The organism is Nannocystis sp. RBIL2 (genome assembly GCF_026626745.1).
GTDB lineage: Bacteria > Myxococcota_A > Polyangia > Nannocystales > Nannocystaceae > Nannocystis.
The window spans coordinates 3,817,513-3,834,856 of record NZ_JAPNJW010000001.1 but is presented as its reverse complement, the minus strand read 5'-3'; the positions used below and the strand labels follow the sequence as shown (position 1 = coordinate 3,834,856).

Annotated in this window: 14 protein-coding genes; 8 read left to right on the top strand and 6 right to left on the bottom strand. The window is 72.1% G+C overall.

The features are described 5' to 3' along the window. Positions 1–3 precede the first annotated feature (3 nt). The 6 genes from deoC to OV090_RS14970 all read left to right on the top strand — a co-directional run bounded on the left by deoC (position 4) and on the right by OV090_RS14970 (position 6,657). Positions 4–717: a deoxyribose-phosphate aldolase gene (gene deoC / locus OV090_RS14995; protein ID WP_267704314.1), complete on the top strand. Its 714-nt coding sequence runs from the start codon at positions 4–6 to the stop codon at positions 715–717. Continuing rightward, positions 714–1,565, top strand: coding sequence for a nucleoside phosphorylase (locus OV090_RS14990; RefSeq protein ID WP_267704313.1), 852 nt, complete (start codon positions 714–716; stop codon positions 1,563–1,565). Before deoC ends, OV090_RS14990 begins: the two co-directional genes overlap by 4 nt. Positions 1,566–1,721: 156 nt before the next feature. Next, a complete protein-coding gene (locus tag OV090_RS14985) occupies positions 1,722–2,708 on the top strand; it encodes a hypothetical protein (RefSeq protein ID WP_267704312.1) in 987 nt (328 codons plus the stop codon). After that, positions 2,705–3,820, top strand: coding sequence for a hypothetical protein (locus OV090_RS14980; protein WP_267704311.1), 1,116 nt, complete (start codon positions 2,705–2,707; stop codon positions 3,818–3,820). Before OV090_RS14985 ends, OV090_RS14980 begins: the two co-directional genes overlap by 4 nt. 126 nt (positions 3,821–3,946) lie before the next feature. Next, the gene (locus tag OV090_RS14975) at positions 3,947–5,311 is read left to right on the top strand and encodes a hypothetical protein (protein ID WP_267704310.1); all 1,365 of its coding nucleotides are present in this window, start codon (positions 3,947–3,949) and stop codon (positions 5,309–5,311) included. Then, positions 5,308–6,657 carry a hypothetical protein gene (locus OV090_RS14970; RefSeq protein ID WP_267704309.1) on the top strand — a complete coding sequence of 450 codons (1,350 nt, stop codon included), beginning with the start codon at positions 5,308–5,310 and terminating at the stop codon, positions 6,655–6,657. The genes OV090_RS14975 and OV090_RS14970 overlap by 4 nt, the downstream gene beginning before the upstream one ends. A gap of 16 nt (positions 6,658–6,673) precedes the next feature. On the opposite strand, the gene OV090_RS14965 is transcribed toward OV090_RS14970, so the two are convergent. The 4 genes from OV090_RS14965 to OV090_RS14950 are packed head-to-tail and all read right to left on the bottom strand — an operon-like array spanning position 6,674 to position 10,440. After that, a complete protein-coding gene (locus OV090_RS14965; RefSeq protein WP_267704308.1) occupies positions 6,674–7,981 on the bottom strand; it encodes a hypothetical protein in 1,308 nt (435 codons plus the stop codon). Between the two features lie 35 nt (positions 7,982–8,016). Next, positions 8,017–8,775, bottom strand: coding sequence for a hypothetical protein (locus OV090_RS14960; RefSeq protein WP_267704307.1), 759 nt, complete (start codon positions 8,773–8,775; stop codon positions 8,017–8,019). Next, the gene (locus OV090_RS14955) at positions 8,759–9,358 is read right to left on the bottom strand and encodes a sigma-70 family RNA polymerase sigma factor (RefSeq protein WP_267704306.1); all 600 of its coding nucleotides are present in this window, start codon (positions 9,356–9,358) and stop codon (positions 8,759–8,761) included. The genes OV090_RS14960 and OV090_RS14955 overlap by 17 nt, the downstream gene beginning before the upstream one ends. Continuing rightward, a complete protein-coding gene (locus OV090_RS14950; RefSeq protein WP_267704305.1) occupies positions 9,355–10,440 on the bottom strand; it encodes a hypothetical protein in 1,086 nt (361 codons plus the stop codon). The genes OV090_RS14955 and OV090_RS14950 overlap by 4 nt, the downstream gene beginning before the upstream one ends. Positions 10,441–10,639: 199 nt before the next feature. Between OV090_RS14950 and OV090_RS14945 the strand changes: the two genes are divergently transcribed. Further along, positions 10,640–12,601: an IgGFc-binding protein gene (locus OV090_RS14945; protein WP_267707115.1), complete on the top strand. Its 1,962-nt coding sequence runs from the start codon at positions 10,640–10,642 to the stop codon at positions 12,599–12,601. Between the two features lie 21 nt (positions 12,602–12,622). Here OV090_RS14945 and OV090_RS14940 read toward each other — a convergent pair whose 3' ends face one another. Beyond that, positions 12,623–14,689: a cation:proton antiporter gene (locus OV090_RS14940; RefSeq protein ID WP_267704304.1), complete on the bottom strand. Its 2,067-nt coding sequence runs from the start codon at positions 14,687–14,689 to the stop codon at positions 12,623–12,625. A 282-nt stretch (positions 14,690–14,971) separates the two neighbouring features. Between OV090_RS14940 and OV090_RS14935 the strand changes: the two genes are divergently transcribed. Beyond that, the gene (locus tag OV090_RS14935) at positions 14,972–16,405 is read left to right on the top strand and encodes a DUF4215 domain-containing protein (protein WP_267704303.1); all 1,434 of its coding nucleotides are present in this window, start codon (positions 14,972–14,974) and stop codon (positions 16,403–16,405) included. 57 nt (positions 16,406–16,462) lie between these two features. On the opposite strand, the gene OV090_RS14930 is transcribed toward OV090_RS14935, so the two are convergent. Beyond that, positions 16,463–17,305, bottom strand: coding sequence for a BON domain-containing protein (locus OV090_RS14930; RefSeq protein ID WP_267704302.1), 843 nt, complete (start codon positions 17,303–17,305; stop codon positions 16,463–16,465). Positions 17,306–17,344 lie beyond the last annotated feature (39 nt).

The window sequence follows — 17,344 nt, the reverse complement described above, 5'->3', positions numbered from 1 at the left end:
CCGATGCGCCGCACCGAGCTCGCCGCCACCATCGACCACACGCTGCTGCGCGCCACCGCGACCGCGGCGCAGGTCGAACAGCTGTGCCGTGAGGCTCACGAGGGCGGGTTCTTCAGCGTGTGCGTGCAGCCCTCCCGCGTCGCGCTGGCCCGCGCCACGCTGGCGTCGCTGGGCGCGAGCGCGAAGGTCTGCACGGTGATCGGCTTCCCGCTCGGGGCCAACACGCCGGCGATCAAGGCCGCCGAGGCGGCGCAGGCCGTGGCCGATGGGGCCGACGAGCTCGACATGGTGATCGCGCTCGGGGCCCTGCGCGACGGCGACGAGGCGGCTGTCCTCGCGGACATCCAGGGAGTGGTCGGCGCGGCCGGCGGGGAGCACCTCACCAAGGTGATCCTCGAGACCGCGCTGCTGACCCCCGAGGAGATCGACGTCGCGTGCCGCCTCGGCGTGGCCGGCGGGGCCCGCTTCGTGAAGACCTCGACGGGCTTCGGGCCCGGCGGGGCGACGGTCGCGGCGGTGCAGCGGATGCGCGCCGCCGTCGGCCCGGAATTCGGCGTCAAGGCGAGCGGCGGGATCGCCGACGCGGCGGCGGCCCGGGCCATGCTGGCCGCCGGCGCCTCGCGCCTGGGCGCCAGCGCGTCGGTGGCGATCGTCGCCGGCTGGGACGAAGATGTCCCCTTCGACAGGGTCGTCGGGACAGGTCAGGAGCAGACATGACGCAAGGCTACGAGTCCGCCACCAACGTCCGCGACGCGGAGGGCCGCCAGTACCACATCGCTCTCAAGCCCGGCGAGGTGGCCCGCCACGTGATCCTCGTCGGCGACCCCGAGCGCGCCCGCCGGGTCGCCGGCACCTTCGAAAAGGTCGAGCTCGAGCGCTCGAACCGCGAGTACGTGACGATCACCGGCGTCCATCAGGGCCTGCGCGTCAGCGTGATGGGCACCGGCATGGGCGCGGCCAGCACCGAGATCGCGATCGTCGAGCTGTGCCAGTGCGTCGAGCGGCCGGTGATGATCCGCTGCGGCAGCACCGGGGCGCTCCAGCCGGGGATGGGGCTCGGCGACCTGGTGATCTCGCAGGCCGCGCTGCGGCTCGAGAACACCACGCGCTTCTACGTCGAGGACTCGTACCCCGCGGTCGCCGACCCGCAGGCGGTGATGGCCCTGGCGGCCGCCGCCGACGCGATCGGCCAGCGCTGGCACGTCGGCGTGACGGCCACGTCCCCGAGCTTCTACGCCGGCCAGGGCCGCTCGATCATGGGCTTCCCGCCGCGCGAGCCCGACATCGTCGAGCGCCTGGCCCGTCAGGGCGTCAAGAACCTCGAGATGGAGACGGCGTGCCTGCTGACGCTGGCGACCCTGCGCGGGTTCTCGGCCGGGGCGGTGTGCGCGGTCTATGCCACCCGCGCCGACGACGTGTTCATCTCGCCTGCGCAAAAGGACATGGCCGAAAAGGCATGTATCGCCACCGGCCTGGGGGCGCTCCACACGCTCGACGAGATGGAGCGGGCCCGCGGCGCGCGGCCGATCTGGCACCCCGGCCTCGGCCTGAAGCAGTCGGGCTGAGGCGGGCGGCGGGCGGCGCGGGCGCGAGCGGTCGAGAGCCGCGCACCCGCGCCCGCGTCGGCGCGCGAGGCCGCCGATCTCCCGGCGCGCCGACCGACAGGGCGCGATCGCCCGCGCGGCGGGGCCGACGCCGCGCTCGCGCGTAGGCTTGGGCGGATGTCGCCCTGCAGTCCCAGGCGCGCCGTCGCGGCGGAGCTGGTGCTGTCGCTCGGGCTCGTGCTGGTGGCGCTGCACGCCCGCGAGTTCTTTCGCGCCCGGGCGGCGCTGCTGCGGACGGTGTACGAGGACGTGGCGAGCGCGACGCGGGCGGCGGCGGCGGCGGTCGACGGCGATCACCGCGAGTGCATGGCGGTGGTGCGCGGCCTCGTCGCCGACCTCGAGGCGGGGCGACTCGCGCTGGCCGGGGTCGAGCGCCGGCTGGCCCGCGAGACCGCGACGCACCCGCACCTGTTCGGCGTGGTGGTCGTGTTCCCTGGCTCGGATGGCGCGCTGCTGGCCCCGGCCAACCTCCGCGCGGGGCAGGGGCGGAGCTTCGTGCGGCTCGATCGCGTCCTCGACGTCCGCACCACCGACTGGTACGCCGCCGCGCTCGCGCTCGCAGGCGCTGGATGGGGTGGGCCGATTCGCGGCTCCTATACGGGGCACTACATCGCGCTGTACTGCGAGGCCTGGGCGCCGCCCGGCCGCGAGGACGCGCGGGGCCACGTGTGCGCCAGCCTGTCGCTGCACGATCTCGAGGCCCTGCGGCAGTCGTTGCCCGCCGGGCGGTTCGGCTACACCTGGGTGCTGTCGCGCGAGGGCCGATCGCTGTCGCACCCGAAGGTCGACTGGGTGCGCGCGGCCAGGACGCCCGATCAGCTGGCCGAAGAGACAGGTGATGCGCGGCTGCGCGAGGTCGGACGGCGCGCCGCCGACAGCGTGGCGGGCAGCCTGCAGGCCACCGATCCGCTGACCGGGCGCGAGGCGGTGATGATCCAGGCGCCGATCCCGGCCTCGGGCGGGTCGCTGGTCGCGGTGATCCTGCGCGACGACATCGTCGCGGCCGAGCCGTCGCTGCGGCGGCGGCAGCTCGACATCGTCGTCGCGGTGCTGGCGACGCTGACTGCGACTGCGGGGCTGCTGCTGGCGGGAGGTCGACGATGAGCCCGTGGTGGCTCGCGGCCGCGGCGACGCTGCCGTTCGCGGTCGGGGTGGTGTTCGTGTGGCGGCTCGAGCTGGAGGGCGTCGACCCGTCGCACGCGACGCCGGTGTTCGACCCCGACTCGGTCGATCGCTTCGTCGCCGAGCTGACGCAGCGGACCGGCCGGGCGGGGCTGCCACCGCCGATGCGGATCGAGACGGGGATCGAGCTGCAGGCGATCGTGTTCCCGGGACCGCACGACGTGATCCTGACCGGGCACATCTGGCAGCTCTACCCGCCGTCGGCGCCGCGCAAGCTGAAGTGCGGGGTGGTGTTCCCCGACGCGGTCCCGGTCGACGACGACGTGATGCGGCACGCGTGGCGGGTCGACACGCCGCGCGGCGAGGTGATCGGCTGGTACTTCCGCACCACGCTGTACCGCCGGGTCGACTACGCGAAGTTCCCCATCGACGAGCGCCGCGTGGTCCTGCGCATGTGGCACGCCGACCCGACCGAGGACGTGGTGCTGGTGCCGAACTTCTCCGCCTACCACGCGATGTTCCCCGCGCTGCAACCTGGTCTCAGGGACAGGATGCAGGTGCCGGGGTGGACGGTGGAGACCAGCGAGTTCTCGCTGGCGACCACGGAGCGGCGGACCGGCTTCGGGTTGCCCGGCTTCGCCGCCGAGGGCGAGGCGCCGGAGCTCGGCTTCGAGGTCCGGTTGACGCGCAACTTCACCGACGCGTTCGTCTCGAACCTGCTGCCGCTGATGATCGTCGCCACGCTGCTGTTCGGCGTGCTCATGACCGCCAGCCTCGACCGGGAGAAGGCCGAGCACCACGGCTTCACCAGCTCGGCCGCCTACGCGACCAACGCTGCGCTGCTGTTCGTGGCCTTGGTCGGGCACTTGCGGATCCGCGAAGAGGTGTCGACGCCGCAGATCCTCTACCTCGAGTACTTCTACTTCGTGGCGTACTTCATGATCCTCGCGGTGTCCGTGGTGGTCTTCATCACCGCGACACCCGGGCCGCACCCGCGCCTGATCGCCTACCGCGACGTGCTCCTGCCGAAGCTGGCCTACTGGCCCGTCAGCTTCGCGCTGTTCTTCGTCGTCACAGTGCGCGTGTTCTATTGATAGGAGTGGCTCGGCCGCGCAGGTTCCGCGACAGCTATTCGAAAGGCGCCGGCGAGGCCCGCGGACGAGTCTGCGGGGAGAAGTCTGGCCGCAGGCGTCTCGGCTTGCTAGCCTGGATGCCGCCAAATGCGTTGTTCGCGCTTCGGGTTCGTATGTTGCGTCCTCTTCGCGTGCGATCCGCAGATCTCCGATCTGTGCGTCGCGGAGGGTCCGATCAGGCTGGTCCAGAGCGACAATCCGCGCTTCAGCGTCGATTTCGCCGGCGATCACACCTACGTGTCGTTCAAGGGCCAGTGGGTGAGCGACCTCGATCACGCGCTGTACGTCGGCGAGGCCTGCGGGGCCGAGGCGGAGCTCATCGATTTCGGCCTGGCGATGAGCCCGGTGCGCCTTCACCCGGACGAGCCCGAGGCTGAAGATCCGCGGCTCGTATGCTCGCTGTATAACGGCAAGTTCTTCCGCCTCGACCTCGATGGTTCGCGCGGGCCCGAGCTGTTGCTGGAGAACTTCAACTGCTACACCCTGGTCGCCACGCCGTTCGGGCCCGTCGTCGGCGAGGCCAACAACCGCGGCCTGTGGCACCTGCCCGACTTCCCGGCCGACACCGGCGCAGTCGAGCTCCACGACGCGACCGACATCCGCAGCGCGGAGTGGTTCGGCGAGCGCCTGTTTTACGTCGGTGGCGGCGGCATTCGCCGGCGCGACCTCGTCAGCGGGGCGGAGGAGCTGCTCGTGCCCGGCGCCGAAACCTTCATCCACACCGACACGCACCTGCTGTGGCGCGGGGCCATGGATGGCGACGCCGCGCCGATGCACGTGCACGACCTCGCCAGCGGGGAAGACCATTTCGTCGGTTGGTATCACCCGGAGGAGGACGAGCAGGAATGGGACGACCCGGGCCCGGGTTGGCGCTTCGACCTCGACGGTCGCCACGTGCTGCACCTGCCCAACACGCCCGATTCGGCGATCTCGGCCTACGATCTCACCGGCGTGCCGGTCGCGTTCGCCGGCACGGGCGTCCGTCTGGCGCATCCTCCGGGCGGCGGCGTCGTCCTCCAGGACGGGGCGACGATCCGTCACGCGGTCGCCGGCTCCGCCACCGGCACCGTCCTCGCCGTGCCCCCAGGCGCGAGCCTCGACGACCTGCAGGCCTTCGCCGATCACCTCGAGGTCCGCGTCGGCTCCGAGCTGCACGCCGTGCCGCTCGACGGCGGGCCGTCGCAGTTTCTGGTGCGTCACGTCGGCGCGGTGCGCACGCGGGTCGACGACGAGCTCCTGATCACGCTCCTCGATGACGTGCTGGTCCTCGTGCATCAGCCGTCGGGCGAGTCGCGGACCCTCGACCATCAGGTCGAGCGCTTCGAGTACCACCCGGGGCGCGGGGTCTATTACAACCGTTTGAACCCGTTCGGCTCGACCCTCGACGGCGTGTGGCTGTTGGCCGACGATCGCTTGCGTGCGCATTCGCCGACTGAGGAGGGTTCGCCGTGATGCTTCGACGCTGCTTGCTCCCTGCCCTCGCGCTGCTGCTCGCCTGCGGCGACGACTTTGAAACAATTCCGGCCGACTGCACGCGGGCCGAGCCGGTCCAGCTCGTCGCCGGGCCGTACCACCACTACGACCTCCAGCGCGCGCGCGACACGACGTACTTCGCCATGTGGGGCAATGGCACCGAGGCGACCTACGCCGGCTCGGTCTGCGGCGCCGACCCGGTCCTGATCGCCGAGGGCATGCGCATGTTGCCGACCCGGATCGCGCTCGACCCGCTGGACGACGATCCCACGCTCGTCTGCGACGACGACAACGGGGACCACTACCGCGTCGACCTCGGCGGCGAGCGGGCGCCGGAGCTGCTGCTGCCGTACCTCGGCTGCAAGGGGCGACCGACCGAGTACGGCGTGCTGTTCGGCGGCGGCTGGGGTTATCTGCACCTGTTCGCCGACTTCCCCGACCCGTCGTCGGTGACGGAGATCCGCGAGCAGGGTGGTAACGACGCGATGGTCCTCGACGAGTGGGTCGTCTACACCCATGCCAGCGATCTGCACGCCTACGAATTCTCGACCGGCGAGATCATCGACATCCCCGGCAAGGTCCTCGGCATGGCGGGCCGCGGCGACCACGTGATCTGGTACGACTACGAGGACATCGCCACGGTCACGCTCGTCGACCTGCGCAGCAACACCTCGACCGTGCTCGGCAAGTTCGACCGCGATGCCGCCTGGGACGGCGAGCAGTACATCCGCGACTTCCCGTACTGGAGCTGGGGCTTCGATCCGAGCGGACGGTACGTCTATCACTTCTTCCCCGGGCTCCCGCCCGAGGCCTTCGACCTCGACGGTCGCCCGGTCGCGCTGCCGGCTCCCGGGGAGATCCTCGAGCTGTTCGACGACGGGGTCCTCTCGGTCGATCGCGGCGACGGGCAGTTGTACTTCACGCGCCCGGGCGATGCGACGCCGACTGCGCTCGATCTCCGCTTGCAGGGCGACGAGAACGTCTGGAACTTCGAGAGCTTCGCGGATCACGTGGAGGACGTGGTCGACGGCGACCTCGTGCGCGCCGACTTCGACGGCTCCCCCGCGCGCGTGCTCGTCCGCGGGGTCACCGGTCATCCGCGCTGGATCGACGAGCGCGTCCTGGTGACGCAACACGACGACGGCGCGCTCGAGCGCATCGACGCCGAGACCGACGAGCGCACGATCCTCGCCGAGCGCACCGACCACTGGCGGTACGTCAACGGCGGCGTCTACTTCCTGCGGACCGACAGCCCCGACCCCGCGGACGACGGGCTGTGGTACCTGTCCAGCGTGGCGCTCGGCGTGAGCGCTGCCGGGCCTTGAGCCCGGCGCGAGGCGATCACGGCGCGGCGCCGGCGGCGATCATGGCGGCGTCGTAGCTGCCCTCGCAGATCGAGAAGAACTGCGGGGTGCCGAGGGCCTCGGCGACGTTGAGTAGGCGGGTCGGCGGGATGGCAATGACTGTCTCGTCGGTGGGGCTGACGCAGCCGGGGCCGATGCCGAACAGCTCCTGCTGCGCCGGGTCGGGATCGTCGGCGTAGGTCAGGGGGACGTTGCCGGTCTCGAAGCCGACCGGCACGCCGGTGACGGCGAACAGACGCACCGTGGCGCCGCCGGTCTTGCTGGCCTGGATGTCTTGCAAGATCTGGATGTACTTCGACACCGGGTGCAGCACAGCCTGCTCGGGACTGGCGGCGGGCGAGCCGTCGCTGGCGAAGTCCTGGGCCTCGCAGCTCGTGTACGTCGGGCCGGCGCCGATGCACTTCACGCCGGCGTTGAAGCAGACGGCGCTGGTCGGCGCAACTGCGTCGGGATCGTGCCAGAAGGACTTGTTGCTGGAGAAGATCTCGTCGAACTCCGGGTCGTAGCTGCAGTCGGCCTCGTCGGTGACGATGATGATGCGCAGGTCGGCCTCGGGGCGCAAAAAGCCGTAGTTGGTCGCGCTGTCGGGCGAGTTCACCTGGGCCAGGGCCATCGCCATCGCCTGCAGCGGCGACTCGAAGCCGCAGCCGTTGACGCCCTGCGGCAGCGCGCACGCCAGCGCGTCGACCAGGTCGACGGAGATGTTGCGGTCGCTGCCGGTGCGCTCGATCCACGCGCGGGGCTTCGGATCGGGGTCGACGGCGGTGGTCGTGGGCGTGACCGTGAAGTCCGAACCGGCGAACGAGCACTTGTTGGTGCAGGCGGTCGAGAAGTCCTTGTCGTTGAACACGAACGCGCCGTCGGCGGCAGCGTCGATGCAGCTGCGCAGGACGAACTTGCCGCCCTCGGGGGTGGTCTGCGCGGCGGGACAGCGCGGGTTGCCGGTGTCGGTGGTGGTGACGGCGATCCGCAGGTCGACGCCGTCGAGGTCAGAGAGCAGGGCGGGCATGCTCGAGGCGAGCAGGCTTTGGTGCCGCGCCATGCTGCCGGAGTTATCGATGACGAACAGGATGTCGACCGCGTCGGCCGCGGGCGGCTCGCCGGTGGTGCCATCGGTCGCGTCCGTGGTGGCGGTGGGATCGCCGGTCGGATCGATGGCAGTGGTCGCGCTCGGATCGACGCTCGAGTTGCCGGAGCCGCCGCCGGTGGTGGTCTCCTCGTCGGGGGGGCCGCCGGTGAGCGTGACGCCCTTGAGCTCGCAGGCGGCGACGAGGGGGAGGAGCAAGGAAAGGGTGAGGGGTAGGCGTGTCATCGGCCGGGCTATGGCCGCGGCTCGCCCGAATCGTGCGACGATTTGCAGGCCGCGGTCGCTCGCTCGCGCAGCGGTGATTGTGGGTAGTCGGCGAGGAAGGCGTCGGCCTCGCCGCGCGCTTCGTCGCCGCGCCCCAGCAGGCACAGCGCCTCGAGCCGCCGCAGCCGCGCCTCCGGCACCAGCGAGCCGCGCGGGTGCGCAGAGAGGTACTCGTCGGCGCGGCGCAGGGCGGTCGCGCCGTCGCCGTCGCGCACTGCCTGGGCGGCGGCGCGGACCGTGGCGAGCTCGCGCGCCAGGTCGACCTCCGGGCCTGGCTTTTCGGGCATGGACGAAGAGACAGGCCGCTGCACCACGGGGACCGGCGCGGGCGGATCTTCCGAGATGTCCGAAGGGACAGGCCTCGGCGCGACCGCGGCAGTGGGCGGGTCCGCGACCTCGACGATCTGGGGGCGGGCGTCGGGCTGGTGCTGGTAAGGCGCGGCGGCGCCGACGTCGCGTCCGCGGGCCGAGAAGCTGTCGGGCCACACGAGGCGGGCGGCGATCAGCGCGGCGGCGGCGGCGGCGAGCAGGCCGAACGCCCATGTGCGCGCAGACGACGGCCCGGACCGCGCGGGCGCCTCGACGGGGCCGAGCGCGGGCGCGGGCTCGCCGGCTTCGATGCGGCGCAGGAGCTGCTGCCAGTTGTCGGCGGCGCTGCGAGCCGACGGGGCGTGCCGCGCGCGATAGGCGAGCAGGACGTCGCGCGAGTCGTCATCGTGGCTGGCCATGGGTCCTCCGCAGTTCGGGGGCGAAGCGTCGCACCGCGCGATCGAACAGGGCGCGCGCGGCACGAAGTCGCGAGTAGACGGTGTTGGTGTTGGCGCCGGTGGCGGCGGCGATCTCGGGCGCGGTGAGGAACTCGAGCTCGGCGAGGACGAACACCTCGCGCTTGTCGTCGTCGAGGGTGGCGAGGAAGCGCTCGACGAACGCGGCGGCCTCGGCCTGCGCGAGCGCCTGGTCGGGCTCGACCGCGGGCGGCGGATCGGGCACGGCCCGCAGCCTCCGCTCGGCGCGCGCGGTGCCGCGGCGCAGGTCGGCGGCGACGCGGCGGGCGATGCCGTACAGCCAGCTGCGCATCGAGCTGCGGCGGTCGAAGTCGTCCCAGCGGCGATAGACGACCAGGAAGACGTCCTGGACCTTGTCGTCGACGGCCTCGGCGGGGACGCCGAAGTAGCGGAGGATCCGCCACACGAAGTCGTGGTGTTCGCGGAAGACGACGGCGAACTCGGGGGCGACCCCCGACGGACCGGACCGCGCGGCGAGCGGAGGCATGTCGAGCGGGGATTGGCCGCCGGGCTTCCGGTCCGTCACGGAATTCTCAGCTGGACGCCGAGGACGGCGCGGAAGGCGGCAGGATGGGCGCGGAACACCGGTCCGACGCCGTCCAGGACGAACAGCGGGCGCACCACCGGGACCACCGCGTCGACGCCGAGGGTGACCGCGAGCCGCCGCGCGACCGGGACCGCGAGCTCGGGCCCGACCACCACCGCGAACCACGGCTGCGGGCGCGTGCGCGCGGCCTCGACCCCGAAGCCGGCGCCGAGCAGCGCCCCGGCCTCGACGCCGCCGCAGCCGGCCAGCTCGAGCCGCGGCCGCAACCGGGCGACGCCGCAGGCGCGGAGCGTGGCTGTCCACAAGGACAGGCGAGCGCCGGGCGGCTGAGCCGGGTCGGGCCGGGCCTCGCGCGGGACCAGGCCGGCGAAGCCGAGCTCGACGCGGAAGGCGCGGCGCATGACGCCGAGCGCGAGGCCGAGGCCGCCGGTGGGGCCGGACAGGCTGCCCTGGTCGAACACGCCGGCGAGGCGCAGCGAGGCGCGGAAGGGGTCGGGCGGCGTCGCGGGTGCGGGCGGCGGAGCGGGGGCGTCGAGCGCGTCGGCGGCGACCGGGGCGGGCGCTGTGGGCGGGGCGGCGAGCGGGTCGTCGGCGGCGAGCGGAGCGGGCTGGGCGGCGGGGGCCGGGGCGGGCGGATGCCCGGATGTCCGCGGGGTCATGTCCGAAGGAGCAGGTCCTTCGCGCCATGTGCCATCGGGCTCGGGCGGCAGCGCGGGCGGGACGCCGACGGCCAGGCTGGGGTCGACCGCGGTGGCGAAGATCTCGGCGGCCGCGTCGGCCAGCACCTGGCAGCGGCGATCGCGGAGGCTGCGACGGTCGCGGCCGGCGGGGCTCTGCAGCTCGAGGTCGAGGTGGAAGCCGCGGGCCTCGCGAGTGACGACGCCGCTGGCGCGGACGCGCTCTCCCGGGCCCCCGGCGTCCAGCGGCCGACCGAGCAACCTGGAGGTCGCGGCCGCGACGTCTCCGGCCGCGGGGCAGCCCTCGGGGGCCTGCCACTCGAGGTCGAGGCCCGCGGGGGCGAACGCGGCCGCGAGGGCGAGGGCGAGGAGGAGGGCGGGCACCAGGCCGGAGAGTAACGAGTCCCGGGCCCGTCTGCACGGCCCCGGCCGGTGAGCAGGTCCGAGCCGCGGACACTCGCCCGCCGCGGCGCCGGGGATGACATGGCGAAAAAGACAGGTCGCGGGGGCGCGGGCCCGGTCGACAGCGGGGGCGGGCTTCCTCTACTGTGCGGGGATGGCTGATTCGATTCGCTTGTCGCGTATGTGTGCGGCCCTGCTGGCGGTTCCGCTGGTGGGCTGCGGTGACGATGGCTCGGCGGTGACTGCGACGGTGACGGCGACGATGCCGTCGACCTCGCTGCCGACGACGCTGACCTCGGGGGTGAGCGCCAGCGAGGGGACCACGACCGACACCCCGACCACCACCGAGACGTCGAACGGCTCGAACTCGGGGACGCAGAGCACCACCGACGGCACCGACAGCGAGGGGACTGCGACGTCGCCGACCGAGCCGGGGACCGTCAGCGCGACGACGACCGACAGCAGCACGACGATGATGGTCGACACCGTCTCGACCACCGACGACACCACGACCAACACCACCGGCGACCCGCAGTGCCAGCAGCTCGAGTGTTCGGACGACCTGCAGTCGGTCGAGTGTCTCGGCGTGCCGGTCGAGGTGTGCGCGCCCGGCAGCTACTGCGTCGACGGGGCGTGTACGCCGATGACGCCGTGCGAGGCGGCCGAGCTGCTGAAGGGCAGCGAGGGCTGCGACTTCTGGTCGGTCAAGACCGAGCTGATCGCCGAGGCCAGCGGCACCTGCTTCGCCGCCTTCGTCGCCAACACCTGGAACGAGCCGGTCCACATCGAGGTCGAGTACGACGGCCAGCAGCTGCCCGTCGCCAACTTCGCGCGGATCCCCCAGGGCCAGGGCGCCAACATCGTCTATAGCCCCTACGACGCCATGGCCGGCCTGCCGGTCGGCGAGGTGGCGATCCTCTTCCTGTCCCGCGGGCCAGGTAGCTTCCCCAACTGTCCCGTGCCCGGCGGAGGGTTGCCGGTCGAGACCCAGGTGGTCGGGACCGGCCGCGGCAACGCGTTCAACATCCGCACCGACCGGCCGGTCGCGGCCTACCAGATGCTGCCGTACGGCGGCGGCTCGGTGGCGGCGACGTCGGCGACGCTGCTGCTGCCGACCAGCGTCTGGGACACCAACTACATCGCAGTCAACGCCTACCAGAAGAGCGCGGTGGTGTCCGACGGCAACCCGCTGGTGGCGCTCGTGGCCGACGAGGACGGGACCGAGGTGACCATCGACCCGAAGGTCGCGGTGGTCGGCGGCAACGGGGTCCAGGGCGGCCCGGCCGGCACCCCGATCACGTACACGCTCAACCGCGGCGAGACGATCCAGCTGCAGCAGGTGCAGGAGCTGACCGGCTCGGCGGTGGCGGCGAACAAGCGCATCGGCATGTTCGGCGGCGCGAGCTGCCTGAGCGTGCCGACGGGCGCATATGCGTGCGACGGGGCGCACCAGCAGATCCCGCCGGTCAAGGCGCTCGGCAACGAGTACGTGGCGGTCCGCTACCGCAACCGCACCGGGCAGGAGGAGTCGCCGCCGTGGCGCATGGTCGGCATGGTCGACGGGACCCAGCTGACGTGGACGCCGAGCAAGCCGGCCGGCGCGCCCGACACCTTGTCTTTGGGACAGGTCGCCGAGTTCAACTCCAGCGGCGGCTACACGGTCAAGAGCCAGGACGTCGACCACCCGTTCTACCTGGCGGCGTACATGACCGGCGGGGAGAACTTCAACAGCATCGGCGACCCCGAGTGGGTCAACGTCGTGCCGTCGGCCCAGTACCTCGACAAGTACGTGTTCTTCACCGACCCGACCTACTCCGAGACCAACCTCGTGGTGGTCCGCGCGCAGAAGGACGGGGTGTTCGCCGACGTCAACCTGAGCTGCGCCGGCGCGCTGGGCGGCTGGCAGCCGCTCACCGACCAGTATCAGTTCACCCGCGTCGACCTGGTCACCGGCAACTTCCAGGACGTCGGCGGCTGCTCCAACGGGCGCCACGAGATCTCGAGCACCAACCCGTTCGGCGTGACCGTGTGGGGCTGGGGCTCGCCCGCGACCCAGAATTTCGTCACCACGTACGTGTCCTACGCGTACCCGGCCGGCGCGGCGCTCAAGGCGATCAACGACGTCGAGATCTTGCCGCAGTGATTTCGGCGTAATCCCGGAGGCTCACCCGCGCTCGAGGATCTGGCGCGCGCGGGCGATCGCCTCGGGGGTGCCGGCGAGCGCGAGCACGTCGCCGATCGCGAGCGGGGCGTACGGCGCGGGCGAGGTGTCGGGCGTCGATTGGCGGTGGACCGCCATCACCGTCGCGCCCGAGCGCTGGCGCAGCTGCAGCTCGGCGAGGGTGTGACCGATGGCGAAGTCGCCGGGGTCGAGGCGCAGCGGCGCGAGGTCGGGGAAGCCGGGCAGGAGGTCGCGCGCGCCCGGCAGCGACCGGTCCTCGTCCACCTCGTTGCCCTCGTGGCTCTGCTTGGCCAGCATGGCGACGATGAGCTCGGTGCCGGCGCGCACGTGGCCCTGTAGGTTGGCGAGGCTGCGCCAGCCGTCGTAGAGGAGGACCACTGCGATGAGGCCGAGCACGAACAGGATCGTGCTGAGCGGCACGAACGGCTGGGCGATGGCGACCAGCGGGCCGCTGACTGCGAGGCTGAGCGCGACCTCGAGGGCGACGGTGAGGGCGCGGCGCGGCGCGGCGCCGAGGTCGGGGCCGTCGTCGGCGTGGGCCGGCACGACGATGCGCGCCAGGGTGCGCGCGACGGTCCGCAGGTGGCGCAGCACGCCGAGAAAGAACAGGGCGACGACCACCAGCGACAGCGTGACCCACACGACGTCGACGAAGGACGGCGGCAGGTGGAAGCGGTCGGCGAAGAACTTGACCACGTCCCAGTGGATCAGGCTCGAGCCCGCGGCGCTGGCGATGAGCAGCGCCGCGTCGACCACCAGCAGGATCACCGAGCGGCGCACCCGGCTCCACACCGTCACCGTGCGCGGCGACGTGCGGAGCTGCTCGATCCACGACTCGTAGAAGTCGACGAACGTCTGCACCCGGCCGGGCAACCACCGCTGCAGCGCGTCGGCCAGCCGCTCCGAGCGGCGCACCAGCCACGGCGTGCTGATCTGCGTCAGCAGCGACACGCCGACCACCACCGGGAACATGTTGGGCTCCAAGATCCCGGCGGCGATGGCGAAGGCGGCGATGATGAACGAGAACTCGCCGTTCTGGGCGCAGCCGAGGCCAGCGCGCACGGCGTTGGTGAGGCCGTTGCCGGTGAGGAACGCGCCGGTCGACACGCCGACGATCTTGCCGACCACGACCACGGCGGTCAGCGCGAGCACGAGCGGCCACTGGGTGACGATCTCGAGCGGGTCGGACTGCATGCCCACCGACACGAAGAACACCGCGCCGAAGATGTTGCGCAGCGGCTGCACCTGCGGCTCGAGCTTGTGGCCCTCGCCCGACTCCGACACCAGCATGCCGGCCACGAAGGCGCCGAGGGCGATCGAGTAGCCGGCGGCGGCGGCCAGCGAGGTCATGATGAAGCAGACGGCGACGCTGGCGACCAGCAGGGTCTCGGGCCGCTCGTGGGCGGCGGCGCGGCGGATGAAGCGCGGGATCACCAGCAGGCCGAGGGCCAGCAGGGCGAGCAAGAAGGCGATGAGCTGGCCCACGGACCAGGCGAAGTCGCCGGCCGACAGGCCGCTGCCGCCGGCGACCGCGGTCAGCAGCGCGAACACCAGGATCGTGAACATGTCGTCGAACACGAGGATCGCGAACGCGAGGTCGACGAAGTCCGCGCGCTGGCGGTGCTCCTCGAACGCCTTGGCGGCGATCATGGTCGACGAGCTCGAGATGCAGGCGGCGACGAACAGGCTGTCGATCCGGTCCCAGCCGAACAGGCGCGCGCAGCCGAAGCCGAGCGTCATCATCAGCGCGACCTCGAACAGCGCGGTGAGGCCGGCGGCGGGGCCGATGCGGGCGATCTTCCGCAGGTTGAACTCGAGGCCGATGCTGAACATCAGCATGATGACCCCGAACTCCGAGAGGTCGTGGGTCAGCAAGCCGGTGTCGCGGGCGACCTGGATGCCGGGCACGTAGGGGCCGATCAGCACGCCGGCGAGCACGTAACCGAGGACCGGCGGCTGGTTGAGCCGCTGCGACAGCATGCTGGTGACCGTCGCGGTCGCCAGGATGATGCTCAGATCCTGAATGTAATGGACGACGTCGCCGGCCATGAAAGGTGGCGAGGTATAGCGCCGCAAGCCCGGCGAGCGCGCCGCCCGGGGCAAGACGCGGAGCACCGCAGAGCACGGGCCGCCGCACGCGAGGCGGCCCAGCGGGCGCGCAGGCGGCGGACTTCGGGCCGATCTCGCGACGTGGTTGCCTCGCGGCGCAGGCCGCAGGCGCGACCTGCTGAGCCCGCCGGTGACATGGCGCCGTGGGGGCTCGCGCGAACGCGCGAAGGCGCGAGGAGGCTGGCTTTCGCGGGTGAAAGGCGTGGTCTAAAGTCGGCGACCATGACCTCGTCCGCTCGCGCTGTCGTCGTCGCTCTGTTACTCGCCTGTCAGCCCACGTCGCCGGGCGGCGCCACCGGGAGCACGACCGCGGAGACGATGACCGACCCCGTCACCGCGGGGCCGACCACCATGACCACCACCACCGTCGATCCGACGATCGATCCGACGATCGATCCGACGACGGGCCCGACGCTCACCACCACCAGCACCACCGAGCCGCCCGTGCCGGTGTGCGGCGACGGGATCGTGTCCGGCGACGAGGCGTGCGACGACGGCAACCAGGTCGACGACGACTGCTGCACCAACACCTGTACCAAGGGACAGGCCGAGCCGGGGCAGGTGTGTTGGACGGTGATCGTCGAGGGCACCAAGAACGGCGAGGACCTCGCCGGCGGGATCGCGGTGGACGCGGCCGGCGAGATCTACATCGCCGCCAGCGTGGTCGACATGGCGGCCGGGCCCGACGCGCTGATCCAAAAATTCGACCCCGGAGGGCTCAGCCAGTGGACGCAGCAGTACGACGGCGGAGTCAACGCCGCCGACTCGGCGATCCGGCTGGCGGCGGAGCCGAGCGGGTTCATGGTCGCGGTCGGCCGGCAGACGGTCGCGCAGGGGCAGCCGGGGCTGTTCTGGCTGAGCAAGTGTACGCCGACCGGACAGCTGGTGTGGCAGTTCACCGACGACGCGCCGATCGCCGGCGCGGCGGTGGCGATGGCCGGCGACGACCCGGTGGTGGCCGGTAACATCAAGCAGGCCCAAGACACCAACGGCTTCGTGCGCAAGTACGACGAGAACGGCGGCGAGCTGTGGTCGCGCGTCCACGTCGGCGAACATGGCGGGCTCGACAGCCTCAGCGGCGTGACGGTCGACGGCGCGGGCAACGTGTACGCGGTCGGGCGCGAGTCGACGGCCGCGCAGGGGTTCGACATCCTCGTGCTTCAGTACGGGCCCGATGGCGCGCCCGGGTGGACGGACGTCGTCGACGGGGGGACGGGCGGCAACGACTGGGCGCTCGACGTCGCGGTCGACCTCGACGGCGTGGTGTACGTCGCCGGCCGCGTCGAGACGGGCGGGGGCTTCGCCGACGCGTGGCTGCGCAAGTACGAGGCCACCGGGCAGGTGCTGTGGACCGACACCTTCGCGGGCGAGTTCGGCCAGAGCGACGACGCCACCGCGATCGCGGCGGTCGCGGGCGGGGGCTTCGTCGCGGCCGGCGGCACGGCCGTGGGCGAGGACGACGTGGACCTGTGGATCCGCCGCTACGACGCGGACGGCGAGGTGGTGTGGACCGACGTCGTCGCGGGCATGAACGGCGGGGTCGACGGGGCGACCGACGTGGCGTTCACGCCCGACGGCGGGGTGGTCGTGACCGGCACCGTGACGGTGGCGCCCGACCTCAACAGTGACGTATGGGTCCGCAAGTACGGGCCGTGAGGTCGCGCGGACCTGCGCGTGAGGACATGCCCGATCGGGCATGCCCTCACGGACATGTCAGGACTCGGCCGCGTCCTCGTCGATCGTCTCGAGCATGAGCGTCTCGGCGTCGAGGTCCTTGTTGTCGAGCTCGACCTCCTCGTCGACCGGCGTCTGCGCGGGCCAGCGGGGGTCGGGGACGATGAGGGGCCGCTCGGGGGCGGTGATGCGCTCCTCGGCCGAGGTGTCGCGCGGGCCGGTGTAGGCGTGGCTCCGCAGGTCGCGGCGGTCCATGGCGCGCTCGACCTCGTCCTGGACGGTGCCGCGGTCGCGCAGGTGCTCGCTGATCCACGCGTCGCGGCGCGACGGATGGTCGTCCTTGCGGGTGCTGCGGGGCTTGGCCTCGACGCTGTCGTCGGCGAAGCGCTCAGGCTCCGGCGCCGGGGCTGGCGGGCCGATCTGCAGCAGGTTGGTGACGTCGCGGACGCCGGCGATCTGGTACGCGATGTCCTCGATGAGGCGCTTGGTCGCGCGGCGCCGGACGTGGCCGCGCAGGAGCACCTCGCCGCGCTCGACCAGCAGCTCGACGTGGCTGGCGTCGATCTCGTCGTGGGCGGTGAGGATCACGTGCAGGTCGTCGCGGATCGACTCGTCGGAGCGACGGTAGCCGCGCGGGCCGCGTCCGCTGTGGTCCGGCGAGGCCAGCTCGGACTCGAGCTCCTCTCCGGTATAGTCGAGCTCGGCGTACTCCGACTCGTCGACGCGGGTGCCGTCGAGCGTGGCGTACGCGCCGTAGCCCTGATACGAGGCGTCGGCGAGGGGAACTCTGGATTCGGCGAATCCGCCGGGGAACCGCGGCCCCTGGCCGAAATCGCCGGTATGACGGAATCCGTCGTCGATTGGTTGTCTGCGCCGGGTCATCGGATTTCCTCCGCGCTCCAAGTCTTGTGCATGGTCAGG

Bases quoted from the DNA above. Each gene is read 5' to 3' on its own strand.
- deoC (WP_267704314.1), top strand. From the start codon at position 4: ATGCGCCGCACCGAGCTCGCCGCCACCATCGACCACACGCTGCTGCGC.
- OV090_RS14990 (WP_267704313.1), top strand. From the start codon at position 714: ATGACGCAAGGCTACGAGTCCGCCACCAACGTCCGCGACGCGGAGGGC.
- OV090_RS14985 (WP_267704312.1), top strand. From the start codon at position 1,722: ATGTCGCCCTGCAGTCCCAGGCGCGCCGTCGCGGCGGAGCTGGTGCTG.
- OV090_RS14980 (WP_267704311.1), top strand. From the start codon at position 2,705: ATGAGCCCGTGGTGGCTCGCGGCCGCGGCGACGCTGCCGTTCGCGGTC.
- OV090_RS14975 (WP_267704310.1), top strand. From the start codon at position 3,947: ATGCGTTGTTCGCGCTTCGGGTTCGTATGTTGCGTCCTCTTCGCGTGC.
- OV090_RS14960 (WP_267704307.1), bottom strand. From the start codon at position 8,775: ATGGCCAGCCACGATGACGACTCGCGCGACGTCCTGCTCGCCTATCGC.
- OV090_RS14945 (WP_267707115.1), top strand. From the start codon at position 10,640: ATGTGTGCGGCCCTGCTGGCGGTTCCGCTGGTGGGCTGCGGTGACGAT.
- OV090_RS14940 (WP_267704304.1), bottom strand. From the start codon at position 14,689: ATGGCCGGCGACGTCGTCCATTACATTCAGGATCTGAGCATCATCCTG.
- OV090_RS14935 (WP_267704303.1), top strand. From the start codon at position 14,972: ATGACCTCGTCCGCTCGCGCTGTCGTCGTCGCTCTGTTACTCGCCTGT.
- OV090_RS14930 (WP_267704302.1), bottom strand. From the start codon at position 17,305: ATGACCCGGCGCAGACAACCAATCGACGACGGATTCCGTCATACCGGC.